Source organism: Pseudomonas khavaziana (genome assembly GCF_019145205.1).
GTDB classification, from domain to species: Bacteria; Pseudomonadota; Gammaproteobacteria; order Pseudomonadales; family Pseudomonadaceae; genus Aquipseudomonas; species Aquipseudomonas khavaziana.
Genome location: NZ_JAHSTT010000012.1, coordinates 74,470 through 90,912 on the forward strand (window position 1 = coordinate 74,470; position 16,443 = coordinate 90,912).

General features: G+C 57.2%; 13 protein-coding genes. 9 read left to right on the forward strand and 4 right to left on the reverse strand.

All coding sequences use genetic code 11. From position 1 onward, the window contains the following. Positions 1-24 precede the first annotated feature (24 nt). The 3 genes from KVH01_RS23615 to KVH01_RS23625 all read left to right on the forward strand — a co-directional run bounded on the left by KVH01_RS23615 (position 25) and on the right by KVH01_RS23625 (position 4,080). Positions 25-1,677, forward strand: a complete 1,653-nt coding sequence (locus KVH01_RS23615; RefSeq protein WP_217883110.1) for an acyl-CoA dehydrogenase family protein — start codon at positions 25-27, stop codon at positions 1,675-1,677. A 222-nt stretch (positions 1,678-1,899) separates the two neighbouring features. Beyond that, entirely contained in the window at positions 1,900-3,372 is a 1,473-nt protein-coding gene (gene amn, locus KVH01_RS23620; RefSeq protein WP_161796505.1) for an AMP nucleosidase, read from the forward strand. A 72-nt stretch (positions 3,373-3,444) separates the two neighbouring features. Next, positions 3,445-4,080, forward strand: a complete 636-nt coding sequence (locus KVH01_RS23625) for a pseudouridine synthase (RefSeq protein ID WP_043047950.1) — start codon at positions 3,445-3,447, stop codon at positions 4,078-4,080. On the opposite strand, the gene KVH01_RS23630 is transcribed toward KVH01_RS23625, so the two are convergent. Continuing rightward, positions 4,075-4,284 (reverse strand): DUF2788 domain-containing protein, encoded by a 210-nt coding sequence (locus KVH01_RS23630; RefSeq protein WP_025999909.1) that lies wholly within the window; start codon positions 4,282-4,284, stop codon positions 4,075-4,077. The genes KVH01_RS23625 and KVH01_RS23630 overlap by 6 nt on opposite strands. 197 nt (positions 4,285-4,481) lie before the next feature. Next, a complete protein-coding gene (locus KVH01_RS23635) occupies positions 4,482-4,961 on the reverse strand; it encodes an Lrp/AsnC family transcriptional regulator (RefSeq protein WP_003194418.1) in 480 nt (159 codons plus the stop codon). A 417-nt stretch (positions 4,962-5,378) separates the two neighbouring features. Between KVH01_RS23635 and KVH01_RS23640 the strand changes: the two genes are divergently transcribed. After that, complete coding sequence (locus KVH01_RS23640) at positions 5,379-6,338, forward strand: DUF6515 family protein (protein ID WP_217883111.1); 960 nt, start codon at positions 5,379-5,381, stop codon at positions 6,336-6,338. Here KVH01_RS23640 and KVH01_RS23645 read toward each other — a convergent pair. Then, positions 6,335-7,228 carry a cation diffusion facilitator family transporter gene (locus KVH01_RS23645; protein WP_043047946.1) on the reverse strand — a complete coding sequence of 298 codons (894 nt, stop codon included), beginning with the start codon at positions 7,226-7,228 and terminating at the stop codon, positions 6,335-6,337. The two genes, KVH01_RS23640 and KVH01_RS23645, sit on opposite strands and share 4 nt — an antisense overlap. A 9-nt stretch (positions 7,229-7,237) precedes the next feature. Next, positions 7,238-7,657 (reverse strand): hypothetical protein, encoded by a 420-nt coding sequence (locus tag KVH01_RS23650; RefSeq protein ID WP_057012850.1) that lies wholly within the window; start codon positions 7,655-7,657, stop codon positions 7,238-7,240. 149 nt (positions 7,658-7,806) lie between these two features. On the opposite strand from KVH01_RS23650, the gene hrpB reads away from it, so the two are divergent. The 5 genes from hrpB (at position 7,807) to KVH01_RS23675 (ending at position 16,245) form a co-directional block, all read left to right on the forward strand. Further along, positions 7,807-10,299, forward strand: coding sequence for an ATP-dependent helicase HrpB (gene hrpB, locus KVH01_RS23655; protein WP_217883112.1), 2,493 nt, complete (start codon positions 7,807-7,809; stop codon positions 10,297-10,299). Positions 10,300-10,369: 70 nt separating this feature from the next. Further along, positions 10,370-11,842: a site-specific integrase gene (locus tag KVH01_RS23660; RefSeq protein WP_217883113.1), complete on the forward strand. Its 1,473-nt coding sequence runs from the start codon at positions 10,370-10,372 to the stop codon at positions 11,840-11,842. A gap of 43 nt (positions 11,843-11,885) precedes the next feature. Continuing rightward, positions 11,886-13,766 carry a hypothetical protein gene (locus KVH01_RS23665; protein ID WP_225924337.1) on the forward strand — a complete coding sequence of 627 codons (1,881 nt, stop codon included), beginning with the start codon at positions 11,886-11,888 and terminating at the stop codon, positions 13,764-13,766. After that, complete coding sequence (locus KVH01_RS23670) at positions 13,763-15,808, forward strand: integrase (RefSeq protein ID WP_217883114.1); 2,046 nt, start codon at positions 13,763-13,765, stop codon at positions 15,806-15,808. Before KVH01_RS23665 ends, KVH01_RS23670 begins: the two co-directional genes overlap by 4 nt. 2 nt (positions 15,809-15,810) lie before the next feature. Next, the gene (locus tag KVH01_RS23675) at positions 15,811-16,245 is read left to right on the forward strand and encodes a hypothetical protein (protein ID WP_217883115.1); all 435 of its coding nucleotides are present in this window, start codon (positions 15,811-15,813) and stop codon (positions 16,243-16,245) included. Positions 16,246-16,443: the final 198 nt, after the last annotated feature.

A 16,443-nucleotide genomic window follows, 5' to 3' on the forward strand; every position in this document is an offset into this window, starting at 1 on the left:
TGGCCTTTTTCCAGGAGGCCCGTCATGAACCTGCATCAGTTTGCTGAAACCCACGACGTCACCAACCAGCCACCGTCCCTGGACGGCACCAACCTGTATCGCATCGATCTGCCTCTGCAAGAATGGTCGCGCCACTTTGGCGCTGGCTGGGCGCAATCGCGTATCGACGCCTACGGTGCGCTGGCCGGCGGGCCGTTGATGGCGGCCGGGTTCCTGGCGAACCAGAACAAACCGGTGTTCAGCAGTCATGACCGCTACGGGCACCGTATTGACCTGGTGGAGTTTCACCCGGCCTATCACGAGCTGATGCGCACCGCTGTCGAGCATGGCCTGCCGTCGCTGCCCTGGGCTCATCCGCAATCCGGTGCCCATGTGGCGCGTGCGGCGATGACCTACCTGCACAGCCAGGCCGAAGCCGGCACCGGTTGCCCATTGACCATGACCTTTGCCTGCGTCCCGGCCCTGCGTTTGCAACCGGACCTGGCGGACCTCTGGTTGCCGAAGATCCTCAATACCCAATATGACCCGCGCAACGTTGGCATCGCCCACAAGGCCGGCGCCACCATCGGCATGGCCATGACCGAGAAGCAGGGCGGCACCGACGTGCGCGCCAACACCACCCGCGCCTATCCGGTTGGCGCAGGCGGTCCCGGCCAGGCCTACGAACTGGTGGGGCACAAGTGGTTCTGCTCGGCGCCGATGTGCGATGCCTTCCTGACCCTGGCCCAGACCGACAAGGGCCTGACCTGTTTCCTGCTGCCCCGGCAGCGCCCGGATGACACGCACAACCAGTTCTATATCCAGCGTTTGAAAAACAAACTCGGCAACTGCTCCAATGCCTCCAGCGAAGTGGAGTTTCGCGGCGCCCTGGCCTGGATGGTCGGCGAAGAAGGTCGTGGCGTACCGACCATCATCGAAATGGTCGCCATGACCCGCTTCGATTGCATGGTCGGCTCCAGCGCGTTGATGCGCCAGGCGCTGACCCAGGCCAGCCATCACTGTGCACATCGTTTGGTCGGCGGCCGCCTACTTAGCGAACAACCGCTGATGCAAAACGTCTTGGCCGACCTGGCCCTGGAAAGCGAAGCGGCCCTGGCCTTGAGCCTGCGCATGGGCCGCGCGCTGGATCATCTTGATAATGAGCAGGAAGCCAAGTTCGCCCGGCTGGTTACGGCGGTGGGCAAGTATTGGATCTGCAAGCGTGCGCCCGCGATGATCAATGAAGCCGCCGAATGCATGGGCGGCGCCGGGTATGTGGAGGACAGCATCCTGCCGCGCCTGTACCGTGAGGCGCCGGTGAACTCGACGTGGGAAGGCTCGGGTAACGTGCAGTGCCTGGACGTGCTGCGGGCACTGTCGAAAGAACCGGGTGTGCTGGAGACGCTGTTTGTCGAACTGGGCGATGGGCACGGCGACCGGCTGTTGACGCGGCATACCGAGCAACTGAAGACGGCTTTTATGGACACCCAGGACATTCAGTACCGCGCACGGCAGTTGACCGAGGATATCGCCGTGGCGTTGCAGGCCAAGTTGTTGTTGGAGGCCGGGAATGCAGCCGTCAGCGATGGGTTTATCGCCAGCCGCCTGGGCGAATCGTCCGGTCGGGTGTACGGCACCTTGCCGCGTGGAGTGGATGTAACAGCCATAATCGCGCGCTCAACCCCCCCATATCCTTGAATAAACACGGTCAACTGTAGGAGCGAGCTTGCTCGCGAAAAACGTCAACGATAACGCGTGCTTTCTGAATAAACGCGGCGCCTATGGGGGGCTCGCGAGTAAGCTCGCTCCTACATGGTATTAGGGCTTTTCCCCTCCACATTTTAAAATGCATTCCAATCCTGGTGTTTCGGTGAGGCCGGGATACAGGCAAGATAAAGGCCTGCAAGTCCAGAACACAGGATGCTTACCGTGACCGAAGCTTTTGTTGTCGTTAAAACCGCCGAAGAGGCCGTGGATCGGCTGGCGGCCCTGCATGAGCGTGCTACCGGTGCGCTCAACCAAGCCCTCAAGCAATACCTCAAGGACCGCATCGAGCCTGACGCCGCACAACGCGCGCTGTTTCGCTACCCGGAACTGCGCCTGACCTACCACTGCCATGGCGAAGTGCCCCAGACCACCCGGGCGTATGCCAAGGTCCAGTTACCCGGCACCTACAGCGTCACCGTGACCCACCCGGCCGCGTTCCGTAAGTACTTGCTCGAACAATTGGTGCCGCTGATGCACGATTTCACCGTGACGGTGGAAGTGGGCGTCAGCCAGCAGAACATCCCTTACCCCTACGTGGTGGAGCAGGGCGACGAACTGGCCGGCTCCGGCGTGACCGCCGCGACCCTGGCGCGGGTCTTCCCCAGTACCGACCTGTCCGCTGCCACCGATGGCATCGCCGACGGCCTCTACGACTGGGAAAACACCGACCCGCTGCCCCTGGCGCTGTTCGACGCGGCCCGTGTGGATTTTTCCCTGCGCCGCCTGGTGCACTACACCGGCAGCGACTGGCGCCATGTACAACCCTGGATCCTGCTGACCAACTACCACCGCTACGTTGACCAGTTCATCCTGCATGGCCTGGAACAACTGCGCAGCGACCCAAGGTTTATCCGCATGGTATTGCCAGGCAACGTGGTGATCGACAAAAGCATGGACCACGGCGAGGCCTCGGCGATTGCCGCAGGCGTGGTCTGGCACCGCTACCAGATGCCCGCCTATCACCTGCAAGCCAGCGATGGCCACGGCGTGACTCTGGTGAATATCGGCGTCGGCCCATCCAACGCCAAGAACATCACCGACCACCTGGCGGTGCTGCGCCCGCATTGCTGGCTGATGATCGGCCACTGCGGGGGCCTGCGCCAATCCCAGACCATCGGTGACTACGTACTGGCTCACGCCTATATGCGTCGTGACGGTATTCTTGATCGCGTGGTACCGCCGAATATCCCGATCCCGGCCCTGGCCGAGGTGCAGTTGGCCCTTCAGCAGGCCGCGGCGAATGTTACTGGCGAAAAAGGTGAAGAACTGAAAAAACGCCTGCGCACCGGCACCGTGCTGACCTACGACGACCGCAACTGGGAACTGCGCTGGGCCCAGGAACGCCCGCTGATCAACCTGTCCCGCGCCGTGGCCGTGGACATGGAAAGCGGCACCATCGCTGCCCAGGGTTATCGTCTGCGTGTGCCCTATGGCACCTTGTTGTGCGTATCGGACAAACCCTTGCACAGCGAGATCAAGCTGCCAGGTTCGGCCAACGCGTTTTATGAGCGTGCGGTCAGCCAGCACTTGAAAATCGGCATCGAGGCGGTCGACCTGTTGCGCACCGAACTCAACTCGTTGCACTCGCGTAAATTGCGCAGCTTCGACGAGCCGCCGTTCCGCTAAGCGGTTGGGATGGTCATTTGGCGGTCAGGCCACTAGCATTGTCGGTCCTGACCGCTGGATGTTCCTTTTGCCATGCCCCGTCCTACACGACCCGATTCACGCCGCCCTGGCGTGAAACCTCCACATGCCGCTCCCCGTCGTGTCGCCAAGGCGCCACCGGCCGAGCCAAAGCTGATCCTGTTCAATAAACCGTTCGACGTGCTGACCCAGTTCAGCGACGAAGGCGGGCGTGCGACCCTCAAGGACTTTATCGACATCCCCGGCATCTACCCGGCCGGCCGCCTGGACCGTGACAGCGAAGGCTTGCTGTTGCTGACCAATGACGGTCAGTTGCAGGCCCGGATTGCCGACCCCAAGCACAAGCTGGCGAAAACCTATTGGGTGCAGGTGGAAGGCGAGCCGACGCAAGAACAGCTGCAACGCCTGCGCGATGGCGTGGAACTCAATGACGGCATGACCTTGCCCGCCGAGGCGCGGCGACTGGATGAACCCGCGTTATGGCCGCGCAACCCGCCGGTACGCTTTCGCAAGAGCGTGCCGACTCACTGGCTGGAGCTGGTGATTCGTGAAGGGCGTAACCGCCAGGTCCGGCGCATGACCGCGGCGGTGGGCCTGCCGACGTTACGACTGGTGCGCGTGCGCATTGGTGACTGGTCTATCGACGGCCTGGATCAAGGCCAATGGAAGGCAGTCCCGGCGCGTTTATAGAGCGCCGGACTCGATCAGGCCGATCACCACGCTCTTGATGATGAACGCGGCCACACCCAGGCCCAGCACGAAGAATAGGATGAACGAACCAAAGCGCCCGGCCTTGGATTTCTTTGCCAGGTCCCAGACGATGAAGCCCATGAAAATGATGAGGATGGTGACCAGGCCGGTCATCATCCATTCTTCAAACAGGGCGGGGTCGATGTTGTTCATGGGGCTCTTCCAGCAAGACAAGCGAGCAGTATACGGCAGCGTCACAGACGCAACATTGACCTGAGTCCAAGCACAATCCAAATGTGGGAGGGGGCTTGCTCCCGATAGCGGTGGGTCAGTTGATAAATAACTGACTGACACTCAGTCATCGGGAGCAAGCCCCCTCCCACATTTGAATCTCAGTGTGCTCAGGTGCGCAGGTGGGTCAGGGGCAGTTCGGTGCTGTTCAGTACCTGGTTGAGCACAAAGCTGGAACGCACGCTGGTCACGCCTTCGATGCGGGTCAGATGGCCCAGCAGCAGTTTCTGATAGTGATCCATATCCGGCACCACGACCTTTAGCTGATAGTCCGCATCCATGCCGGTCACCAGGCTGCATTCCAGCACCTGGGGCAAGGTACGGATGGCGGCTTCGAAGTTTTCGAAGCGCTCCGGCGTGTGCCGGTCCATGCCGATCAATACGTAGGCCGTAAGGCTCAGGCCGAGCATCTTGCGGTCCAGCAAGGCAACCTGGCGCGCAATGTAGCCGTCGTCTTCCAGCTGCTTGACCCGGCGTGAGCAGGGCGAAGGCGACAGGCCGATACGCTCGGCCAGCTCCTGGTTGGAGATCCTCGCGTCGCGCTGCAATTCCGCCAAAATACTCAGGTCGTATCGATCAAGCTTGCTCATTGGGTTGGCCTTTGTCGTAACTATTGCGGTGAATTATCCATGAAGGGTTAAAAATTGCGCAAGCACTGTTTATTAACGCAATCTTCGCAATCATCCGTCGGGCGTTGGCGGGTATCTTTATCAACAGAATCACCGCCTGGACAACAGTCCACAGCAGCGCGCCCAATCAGGCCCGCTGCGGCCGCCGCCCCAGCAGGGTTGAGCCGGCCTCCAGGCTGCACACTGTCCACAAGACGGCGTGAGGTGAGCCAACGTCAAAAGCGTTGAGCATGGACGAAGTTCTCAAGGGGTGGCCGACGGGTCACCCCTTTTCTTTTGCCTTGAGAAAATACTGCCCGCGACTGATAACCTGCCTGAGAACCGGGTGTGGCTTTTTCAGTCTCATCTGTAAGGCCCTAATCCGCAGTGAGGAATAGCATGAAGCGCATCTGGCATATGGCAGGTGTTGGTTTGCTGGTGGTCAGCGTCGGCACGCAGGTGATGGCTGATGAGCGCGATAACTCACCGGGCCCCGGGCAACGGCCTGAGAACAATCAGCCACGCCCAAAAAACCCGCATTTTGAGCGCGGCGGCCAGCACGAGGGTCAATGGCAAGGTCGCCCTCAAGGTAATGAGCCCGGGCGACCGGCACCGCAGCCGCAAACTTCCAATAACCTGCCGATCCAGGGCCGGCCCGATACCGTGCGTCAGACCCAGGAGCCGCGCCAGGGGTATTACCGCGATATTCCTCGACGCAACGATGACAACCGGCATTGGGAGGCTGGTGGCCCAGGTTCGCGGCCTGGTTATGATCGTCCCGGTGATAACCGCTGGCCAGGCCGCCCCGACGGGCACGGCAATGGCTGGGGCCCAGGCCCGCAGCACCGTCCCGGTTACGTGGTGGATCGCTTCCCTGAGCGTAATTACCGCGTGCCTTACCGTGGCCAGGACTACTTCTACTCCGGCGGCTACTGGTATCGCCCCCAAGGCCCGCGCTACGTGGTGGTGACGCCGCCCTATGGCATTCGTGTGCAGTACCTGCCGGACTATGCGCGGGAAGTGTGGGTAGGTGGCTCACTCTTGTTCCTTGCCGCTGGCGCCTACTACGCCTATGAGCAAAGCACCCAGCAATACGTGGTGGTGCAACCGCCGGCGCAAGTGCCATCACCGCAGCCGGCACCGCAAGGCAATGGCTATGACGTGGTTGCCTATCCCGCCAACGGCCAGTCCCCGGCCCAGGTGCAGCAGGACGGCTACGACTGTTATCGCTGGGCCGTGCAGCAAAGTGGCTTCGACCCGCGCACCGTTACCTATGCGCCTGACCCGGCGGTGGTGCAAACCTACCGCCAGGCCCAGGGCAACTGCCTGGGCAGTCGTGGGTATCAGGTGCAGTACTAGGCCTTGTTGCCGGTGACCACTTCCAGCGGGTCGGCGTGCACCAGCACTTCTGCACGCGGGTAGGCCTGGTGAATGGCGTCGGCGGCCTGGTCGCTGATGCCATGGGCCACCGACAAGGTCAGTTCCCCCGGCAGTTCCAGGTGCAACTGCACAAACCAGTGGCTGCCGGAGATGCGCGTGCGCAAGTCGTGGGCACCCAGTACCCCCGGCACGCCACGGGCCAGTTCCAGCATGTGCTGGCTGACATCCGGTGGTAGCTCTTCATCCATCAACACCGCGAAGCTTTCCCGGGCGATCTGGATCGCACTCCACAGGATGTAGGCGGCGATGCCCAGGCCAAACCACGCATCGACCTGATGAAAGCCGAAGCCCGCCAACACCAGTGCGATGAGGATGCTGCCATTGAGCAGCAAGTCCGAGCGGTAGTGCAGCGAGTCGGCACGCACCGCGTTCGAGCCGGTCTCGCGCACCACACGGTGTTGCAGCATCAGCAGGGCCACGGTCAGCGCCAGGGACAAGACAATCACGCCAATGCTCAGCCAGGGCGCGCCCACAGGCTCGGGATGCTTGAGCCGTTCAAACGCCTGGAGCGCAATCAGCACCGCACTGCCGGCGATAAACAACGCTTGGGCCATACCCGCCAGTGACTCCGCCTTGCCGTGCCCATAACGGTGATCGTCATCGGCTGGGCGCAGGGCGTAGTGCACCGCCAGCAGGTTCAACAGCGAGGTCACGCCATCGAGCAGCGAGTCGGTCAAGCCGGCGAGCATGCTCACCGAGCCGCTGAGCCACCAGGCGATGGCCTTGGTGATGATCAGCACACAGGCCACGCCCACCGAGGCGCGAGTGGCCAGACGCAAGAGCCTGGCGTGTTCGGGGCTGCTGGTCATGGGCTGTCCTTACGCGGCGGGTTGCAGGCCCAGGGACGCCAGTTGCTGCACGCTGCCCTTGAACTGGATCAGGCGTGGGTCGTCCAGCGGCAAGGTACGGCCGGTTTCCTTCTGGATGATGCTCTGCAGCTTGGCGTTGTCGACCTGGCCGTCGGCGCCGATGGCTTGGTGCAGTTTCTCGGGGGCGACCTGGGCGGTCTTGCCGGGTTCGTAATAGATCGCACCCGTGGCGAAGTCGACGCCGAACGCGATCAGGCCGGGGATGACGTAGAACAGCAGGCCGACGGCATCGAGTACGGCAATGGCCGGGTCAATCTTGCCGTCGATCTGGCCACGGCGGTCGGGATAGAAAATCGACCCGCAGGCGGTGAGTTGGCTCAGCAGGGTGACGGCTAATGCAGCGCCGATGACACGGGAAGCGATACGCATGAAAAGTCTCCTGAACACGTTTATGGGTGACTATAAGCCAGATCTGTTAGGCGCCGATGATCGAATGTGGGAAGGGTCAGGTGTTGTTGAGACCACAGCCGGCTTTCAGCAGTTCGCCGTTATACTCGCCGCTCTGCTTTGGAGCCAGTATGAATTCGTTGCCGATCGATGATGTTTTACCCGCCCTGCGTGACGCCTTGGCGCATCGCCATGAAGCCGTGCTCGAAGCGCCCCCCGGCGCCGGTAAAACCACGCGGGTGCCCTTGGCTCTGTTGCATGAACCGTGGCTCGCCGGGCAAACCATCTTGATGCTCGAACCCCGGCGCCTGGCTGCGCGGGCCGCCGCCGAGCGACTGGCCAGCGAACTGGGTGAAAAAGTCGGTGAAACCGTGGGTTACCGCATCCGTCTCGACAGCAAGGTCGGCCCCAATACGCGTATCGAAGTGGTCACCGAAGGCATCCTTACCCGTCGCCTGCAGGATGACCCCGCTCTGGATGGCGTGGGCCTGTTGATCTTCGACGAATTCCACGAACGCAGCCTCGACGCCGACCTGGCGCTGGCCCTGAGCCTTAACGGCCGCGAGCTGTTTCGTGAGCAGCAGCCGCTGAAGATCCTGCTGATGTCCGCCACCCTTGAGGGCGAGCGTTTGGCGGGCTTGTTGGATGACGCGCCGATCCTGCGCAGTGAAGGGCGCATGTTCCCGGTGCAGATGCGCTGGGGCCGGCCATACCAGGCCGGGGAGTTTATCGAGCCGCGCGTGGTGCAAACCATTCTCGAGGCCCTGCATGACGAGACCGGCAGCGTGCTCGTATTTTTGCCGGGGCAAGCGGAGATTCGCCGGGTCAACCAGCAACTGGCCGAGGCCTTGGGTGATCGCCCCGATGTGCTGTTATGCCCCTTGCACGGTGAGCTGGACCTTAACGCTCAGCGCGCCGCCATCGACCCGGCGCCGGCGGGCAAGCGCAAGGTGGTGCTGGCCACCAACATCGCCGAGACCAGCCTGACCATCAACGGCGTGCGCGTTGTCATCGATGCCGGGCTGGCGCGGGTGCCGCGTTTCGACCCGGGCAGCGGCATGACCCGCCTCGACACCCAGCGCATCTCCCGCGCCAGTGCGACCCAGCGCGCCGGTCGCGCAGGGCGGTTGGAACCAGGCGTGTGTTATCGGTTGTGGTCCGAAGACCAGCACGACGGTCTGGCCGCTTATGGCAGCGCGGAAATCCTCGCCGCCGACCTGGCGGGGCTGGCCTTGCAACTGGCCCGTTGGGGCGTGACGCCCAGCCAGTTGGTGTGGCTGGATGCGCCACCCACGGCGGCGTATGCCCAGGCCCATGAGCTGCTGCAACGGCTCGGCGCCTTGAACGAAAAAAACCTCACCGCCCACGGCCAGAAGATGGCCGAGTTGCCGGCCCACCCGCGTATCGCCCATCTGTTATTGCGTGGCCAGGACCTGGGGCTGGCCGCCACTGCCTGTGACGTGGCGGCCCTGTTGGGCGAGCGCGATATCCTGCGTGGCGGTGGCGCCGATTTGCACAGCCGCCTGGCGCTGATGTCCGGCGAGGAGCGTACGCGCGGCACCCAGGGGGGCGTGCAGCGCGCCAAGCAACTGGCCCGGCAATACCGTGGCTACCTGCGCGGAAAGGCGACCCAGCCGGTGGACAACCCCGACCACCCGCGCTGGCTCGGCGCCTTGCTGGCACTGGCCTACCCGGACCGCGTCGCCCAGCAACGCCGCCCTGGTGGCGCTGAATATCGGCTGGCCAATGGCCGAGCGGCGCTGTTTGCCGAAGCCGACAGCCTGATGAAACAACCTTGGCTAGTGATCGCCGACCTGGGCAGCCGCCAGGGCCAGCGTGAAGAGCGCATCTACCTGGCGGCGGATTTTGATCCGGCACTGTTCGACACGGTGCTGGCAGAGCAAGTGCGCAACGTCGACCAACTCGACTGGGACGAGCGCGAAGGCGTCTTGCGCGCCGAGCGCCAGCGCAAAGTCGGTGAACTGGTGCTCAGCCGCGAACCCCTGACCGGCCTCGACGAATCCGCTCGCAGCCAGGCGCTGGTCAACCTGGTGCGCCGCAAAGGTCTGGAATTGTTGCCCTGGACCCCGGAACTGCGCCAATGGCAGGCCCGTGTGATGCTGCTGCGCCAACTGGACGCCGGCAAAACCAGCGAATGGCCCGATATCAGCGACAAGGCCCTGCTTGCCAGCCTGGAACACTGGTTGATGCCCTATCTGGGCAAAGTCTCGCGCCTGAGTCATTTCGCCAACCTGGATATCTCCAGCTACCTGCACAACCTGCTGCCCTGGCCACTGCCCCAGCGCCTGGATGAACTCGCGCCCCAGCATGTGAAAGTACCGTCGGGCTCGTCGGTGCGCCTGGACTACAGCGAACAGCCGCCGATCCTCGCTGTGCGCTTGCAGGAGTTGTTCGGTTTGGCAGATACCCCGCGCATCGCCGGCGGGCGCCTGGCCGTGAAGTTGCACCTGCTGTCTCCGGCGCGGCGACCGGTGCAGGTCACGCAGGACCTGGCGAACTTCTGGCGCAGTACCTATGCCGAGGTGAAGAAGGATTTGAAGGGACGGTACCCCAAGCTATTCCGTAAGTTGGACCCTTGGGTTGAATCCCTTAACAAGGAATAGTTTGACAAGTCTTGTTGTGAGGGGGCCTCGAACTCTCTAGGATCTGGCTCAATCGCTATAGAGATGAGTCATGACCTACACCAATTCGCATCAAGAAGGCCGTCTTGTTCTGATCCCGAGCCTGCGCGATGCCTTCGCCAGCCTGCACGTCCACGAAGCACCTCCTGGTTCGACTGCTCTGGCCCTCGAAGGGGAAAGTTCTTTGGCTGTTTTCCAGCTCGGTGAAGTCGGCGGCGGAGATAAGCCTGACCTATTCAATTTTCCTTACTTATTTCATTCGAGTGGTGATCCTTGGCACGAAGCGAATGATTATTTGATGAGTGTCATACGCGATGGAGTGTCCGCAAACGTGCGAACTGATGACATTCGGCGCCGTGCAAGCAAACTGCTCGATTTTCTCAAGTTCTGTGAAAGCAACGCTCTGGATTGGTTAGACTTTTCCGGCGCTCGGCCTACACTTCGTCCAACATACAAATACTTTGCACACCTAATCAACGAAGGCGCGCGCAGCAATCAGGTCATCAATCAGTATACCGCCGCTATCTATCACTTTTATAAGTACGTATCCGAAAATTGGCACGCTCTAGATATGAAACGCGTCGATACCGTAAAGCAAGTGCGCATCTTCGTGGAGACTCGTAAGGGCGGAAAGTTAATCGATGTAGAAAAGCGAAGCCAAACGCGGCGAGCCCCATCAGTTAGCTCAGTACCATTGGGCTTCGTGCGTGAAGACGGTGAAGATCTTCGGCCACTTTCCAACCTTGAGCTGGGTGCTTTTCTAAAAACAATCAGAGTTGAAAGAGATTGGTCTACTACTGAGCGCTTGATCCTACTGACCTCGCTGATGACGGGGGCACGTAAACAAACCGTCTTGACTATACGATTGAAGCATTTGGCACAATTTAGGGACGACCGGCTGGGGCAAGACGGGTCCTATAAGTTACATGCCGGCCCGCGTACAGGCATGGATACTAAATACGATAAGGCGCAGATACTGTATTTTCCGAAGCAGCTTGCTGACGAACTTGTCGCCTTTTCTCGTAGCTCAATCATGAAGAAACGACGTGAGAAATTCCGTCTTAAATTAGACGCTAACTTTCCAGGGCTGATGATGGGTGAGGAGGATATGTATCTGTTTCTCTCCGATCAAGGAAATAGCTATTACATGGCATCCAGTGATCCACGCTATCCAATTATAAAGTCGCCTCAGGCAGGGCAGGTGACAGATACGATCAAGCGGAAGTTGATACTCAAGGCATCTAGCATATTTCCTAAAGACTTCTCATATCACTGGTTGCGCGCGACATTCGCCTATCAACTCTACCAACGCTTGCAACCTTTGATTAAAGAAGGCAGCTTTAAGCCGGGTGATGACATCGATTTCATCCAAAGCCGCATGCATCATGAGTCAAGGCTCACAACCGAAAATTACCTGAAATTGTTCAAGATGACTCATGAAAAGGTAATCGCCCAAGAGATATGGGAAAATAAACTTTTTAACGGTAGTTACGAAGTGCTGAATGTGGAGGCGGAAAATCAATAGTCAGCAGAACTTTGAGTATAGAGTCGGCACGCAAGTTATTACGATGCGTGAGTTGAGTCTCGAGTGTCCCGAACCAGAGCGCCTGCGCTTGCAACTGTCCCTCAAAGTAATTAAAAAACCATTGGATGTTGGTAGTTTAGCCTACTCAGTTAGGCGTAGAAATGACAACGCCTTTGATGATCGTGGCACACCCGTTGTAGTAGGTTCGTTTGTTAGTGCTCGCCGTGAACTTATAGTAAGGCTTTTAAAGTCCTTTGTTGGGCTTCGTGACGCGTCAGTGCTTTTGTTTTTTAGTGGTTTTAAGCGTTTTGTCGACTGGGTAGATGCTCACGGCTATGAAGAAGCTTTTACAAATGAGGCGCATGCACAGCAAGTGTACCGGGACTATACTGCAGACCTAAAGCGTCAGATAGCCATCCAACTTTGGAAGCCCACTACCGCTGCTCAGTACCAAAATAACGCGGCGAGGGTAATGGAGTTGCTCTTTCCAGAAAAGGCTCATCATATCCTGGCAGGCGCAGTCAGAATAATTCCGGATAGAGGGTCGTCGGGGGCTAGCGCAGATCATGTTGAAATGTACAGAGATGTCTGCTTAGCAATAGCGCAACAGTGCGGAGTTTTCGCTTTAACCAATTTACCATACCCTTGTATAGTTAAAGTCAGCGACTATCAAGTCGTTATGTTTCCGTCATTTCATGGCTCTGTTGGTCCATTTAAAGAATCGCCACTTTCATATAATTCTGGTGAGCGCCGAATTGCGACGGTCGAAGAGTATATTGCAGCGTGCGCCGGACGTGGACGAATACCTCCGGCTAGAAGTCAGATAACGAGTGATCTGGCAGATGCTCAGGCTAGTTTTGACTCGTCAAACGCCGATGAGCGTCACTGGCACAGGCTGTATGTGGCGATTCTCGCTGCCAGAGCTTACACGTGCCTCTTCTTGCTGATTACGGGAGCCTCGCCGACCGAACTGTCTCAATTCACTTACGAGGAAGCCCTAGAAGTAGAAAAATCCCCCCTCAAGAAAGAATTGTCGGCTGTAAAGTTTCGCGCTGGGGGGAAGACAACCTTATACAATATTGGTCGGAATACTGGTTTACCGCTTCTGAGGGAGTACCTCAAACTTCGTGAGTGGATTTTGAACGGCTCGTCGCATGATAAGTTGTTCTTCCCATGTCCTTATGACTCTACGCTTAAATGCCATACACCAAGCCCCAACGAAATATCAGCAACACAGATCGTGAGCAAATTTCATGTTTCTATTAGTGGCGTATTTCTTGACCCGACAGTGCCGAGAATCTCGGCACGCAAAATGCGCAAGCATAAGAGTAATGGGATGCACACGGCCCGCATTTCGCCTTCGACGATAGCGAAATCTTTGAATCACAGCCAGGCTGTAAATTTGTCGACCTATGCAGATGCCACGCCCGAGCAGCAGGCAGCAGAGATCGGGCAATATTGGCAATCCATCCGGCATGCCGCCAATGTCGTGCGTGAACGCAGTCAAAGCCGAATAGAAGGCGAGATCGCGACAGCCGCGGGCCACTGTGCTGAATTTAACCAGCCGACAGCTGTAGCTGGGGCTGGAGCTTTTATCGAGCTGAACTGCCGCACTCAATATGGTTGTCTATATTGTGAACACTATATCTGTCACAGCGATGAGGAGGATCTGCACAAGTTGATGAGCTTGCAGTATGTGATTAATTCTGTCCGCAGCGCAGCTCCTGACAGTGCGCATGCTGAAGCGTTATATAAGGATCTGTCCATTCGAATAGAGTTTGTTATCGACTCACTCTATGAACGCTCGGATTTGGCGAAAGAGGCGGTCACAAAGGTCAGAGAAAAAGTTTTTGAGTATGGTGAGCTTACGGTGTTTTGGGAGAAGCGAATGAGCCGTTATGAAACATTAGGAGTGGTATTTTGAGCGCTGTTATCCGGTCTGTAGGGAGTCTCTTTGCCAGTGGCCACTTTTCTGACGTAAGCGAACCAGATAGCGCCCTTCAAATGTATGCAAAGCCCTCTCCCGATTTCATCCTTTGCCGCGACGAGGAAGGTAATTCTACGGCGGTATATGGTGAAATAGTTTGGGACTTTAATCCATACAGGCTTAGTGCGAGAAAAATAAACAAAATTTACTTTCAGGCAATTTTTGAACAGGGAGGTATAGAGCAGCAAGAACTGATCGAGGAAGTCAAATATGTACTTTATTGCCTTATTTACTTTGCGGGTGGTGGCCGGCGCGGTTCGCTGAGCGCGTCTACGCTAGCTCAATATTGGATGGTGCTGCGGATGGCCATGAAATTTTGCTATGCGCAAAGACAGAAGCCCTTGGTGGGTGTGCTGACTTTAAAGCAGTTGTTTACTGTACCGGTTTATTTTGCAGCCTTTATCCGTGATCAGAATCCGGTGGGAAAGGTACTAAATGGTATATTGCGTGCCTTGATATACGTGGGTGCAGATCGACTTGGATACGCCGTACTAAATCCGATTACATTTGGAAGTAAGGCTCCGGATTCAAAGCAGCATCCAGTCATACCGACGCGACTATACTTAAATCTGATAAATATCACGGGCGACCTAGTCGATCAGATTCATCCTGGAGCCGATCGTGTCGAGGCATTTTTAGGGTGCTTTACCAATAAGCACTACGGTCGAACGCATTCAAGGCAAAAACGAGACTTGGGATACACTGCGGATTTCCAGCCCGACATGGCTCAAGTGCTCAAGGATCATGATCTGCACGAGGTTTTTTCCGGTGAGTATGAGTGTACTAGTAAGAGGCATCTGCAAACAGCTTTGCTCAAGATGCAGTATGCGTTGGCAACAGTTGTTCATCTCTACACTGGTATGCGGGATCAGGAGGTCATGCGGATGTCATATCTCTGCTTGTCCGATCAAGTCGTACGTGCGGCAGTTGTCGACGACCTAGACATTAGGCGCGATAAAGCGCAGTTGGTCGATGTGCTATCAACCACTACTAAATTTTCGGGCTACAAGAAGGAAAGCGTTTGGTTGGCGCCAGGTGAGGTCGTAAGGGCTATTGCTATTGCTAAAGCGATATGCCGTGGCCTCGCCAAACTTTACAATATTCCTTTGGATGATAGGTGCCCATTATTTCTTAATCCTTCAATCTTAAGTTTTACACAAAGCAAAGCCGAAGTTGGTGTTACAAGCTTTACTGCAAGAGCCACTCAAGGAAGTGTTTTGCGAACAATGCTGATTCAAGCTGAGGACTTTCAGGAACTGGCCCAAAGCGACCCTAATCGAGATTTTCAGAATGATCCTGGGTTCGCAATTGGTCAGCCTTGGCCATTGACGACACATCAGTTTCGGCGCTCGTTGGCGTTTTATGGTAGCAGTAGCGGCTTTCTTTCGTTGCCTACCTTGCGGACGCAGTTTAAGCACATGACTATTCAAATGGCACGCTATTATGCTAATAATTTTGAGAATTTGCGGACGGTCTTTGGCTATTATGATGAGAAGATGAAAGAGTTCTTGCTGCCGCATAATCACTTCGCTTTCGAGTACCAGATGGCTATGCCGATGGCTGTGGCCAATCAGCTAATCTCAGATCTTTTGTTCACGGAGGAGCCGCTGTTCGGGGGAACTGGCTCGTATATGGAAAAGCAAAAGAAACGGATCAGCGATGGTGAGATTCATATTGAAGACCTCCGTAGCGATACTGAAAAGCGAGTGAAAAATGGTGCGATTAGCTATCGGTCCACCATTCTAGGAGGTTGTACCAAGGCTGGCCGTTGCGATGCCTTACTGCTGGGTGAGTATACCGAGTGCCTGTCTTGTGATGCGTCGGTTATTAAACCCTCAATGCTAGATGCGGCTATTGAAGACGCGACAAGCGAAATAAAAAATTACGCTAAAAATTCTGCCGAATTCCAAATCTTAAAGGGCGACTTGGAGCTTATGATGGTATTCAAGGCAAGGCACATTGAGACAGTGGAGTTGTAGCATTGAAAAATGATCATATTTCCAACACAGGGTTGGGCGCTTGCGAGGAGGCCATTCAACGTCTTCTTGACGGAAAACCTATTGTTGCCGGCCATGTGGGCCTAGATCTTTCAAAACTTACTGCTAGCATTGTTAGTCTGGAGGCTGGATTTGACCGCGGGTACTTAAAGAGGTCTCGCAAGTCGCATTTACCGCTGCTTGCCAAGATTGAGGCTGTGCGGGCACAGGCCAGCAAAGGGACGTCAACCAATGGTAGACAAGTCCGGCAGATAGAGCGTCAGTTAGCAGTGCTAAGAAAAGAGTTAGAAATCGCTCAGATCCAACGCGACAAGGTACTCGCTCAGAATATAAAGCTGTGGGAGCGAGTTCGCAAACTGGAGTACTCACTGGTCATCAGCCGCTCTGGTAAGGTCGAACACATCGGGCGCCTGCAGTGATCACTTCATACAGGTGGAGTCAAACACATGCCTTATACTTCATCGAAAATCGTCAAACTGCAGGTAGCGATTGACTGTCAATGCATTCCCATCATTTTTTCCAAAAGCCCCGCGGTGCGGGCCTTATGACTGTGTCAAAGGTGTGGCGGGTATTTGATACAGCATATTACTGGCCGGATGACCCATTGGTGGCCGAAG

Coding starts and splice junctions, on each gene's coding strand:
- amn (WP_161796505.1), top strand. CDS start 1,900: ATGCTTACCGTGACCGAAGCTTTTGTTGTCGTTAAAACCGCCGAAGAG.
- KVH01_RS23625 (WP_043047950.1), top strand. CDS start 3,445: ATGCCCCGTCCTACACGACCCGATTCACGCCGCCCTGGCGTGAAACCT.
- KVH01_RS23650 (WP_057012850.1), bottom strand. CDS start 7,657: ATGCGTATCGCTTCCCGTGTCATCGGCGCTGCATTAGCCGTCACCCTG.
- KVH01_RS23645 (WP_043047946.1), bottom strand. CDS start 7,228: ATGACCAGCAGCCCCGAACACGCCAGGCTCTTGCGTCTGGCCACTCGC.
- hrpB (WP_217883112.1), top strand. CDS start 7,807: ATGAATTCGTTGCCGATCGATGATGTTTTACCCGCCCTGCGTGACGCC.
- KVH01_RS23660 (WP_217883113.1), top strand. CDS start 10,370: ATGACCTACACCAATTCGCATCAAGAAGGCCGTCTTGTTCTGATCCCG.
- KVH01_RS23665 (WP_225924337.1), top strand. CDS start 11,886: ATGCGTGAGTTGAGTCTCGAGTGTCCCGAACCAGAGCGCCTGCGCTTG.
- KVH01_RS23640 (WP_217883111.1), top strand. CDS start 5,379: ATGAAGCGCATCTGGCATATGGCAGGTGTTGGTTTGCTGGTGGTCAGC.
- KVH01_RS23635 (WP_003194418.1), bottom strand. CDS start 4,961: ATGAGCAAGCTTGATCGATACGACCTGAGTATTTTGGCGGAATTGCAG.
- KVH01_RS23615 (WP_217883110.1), top strand. CDS start 25: ATGAACCTGCATCAGTTTGCTGAAACCCACGACGTCACCAACCAGCCA.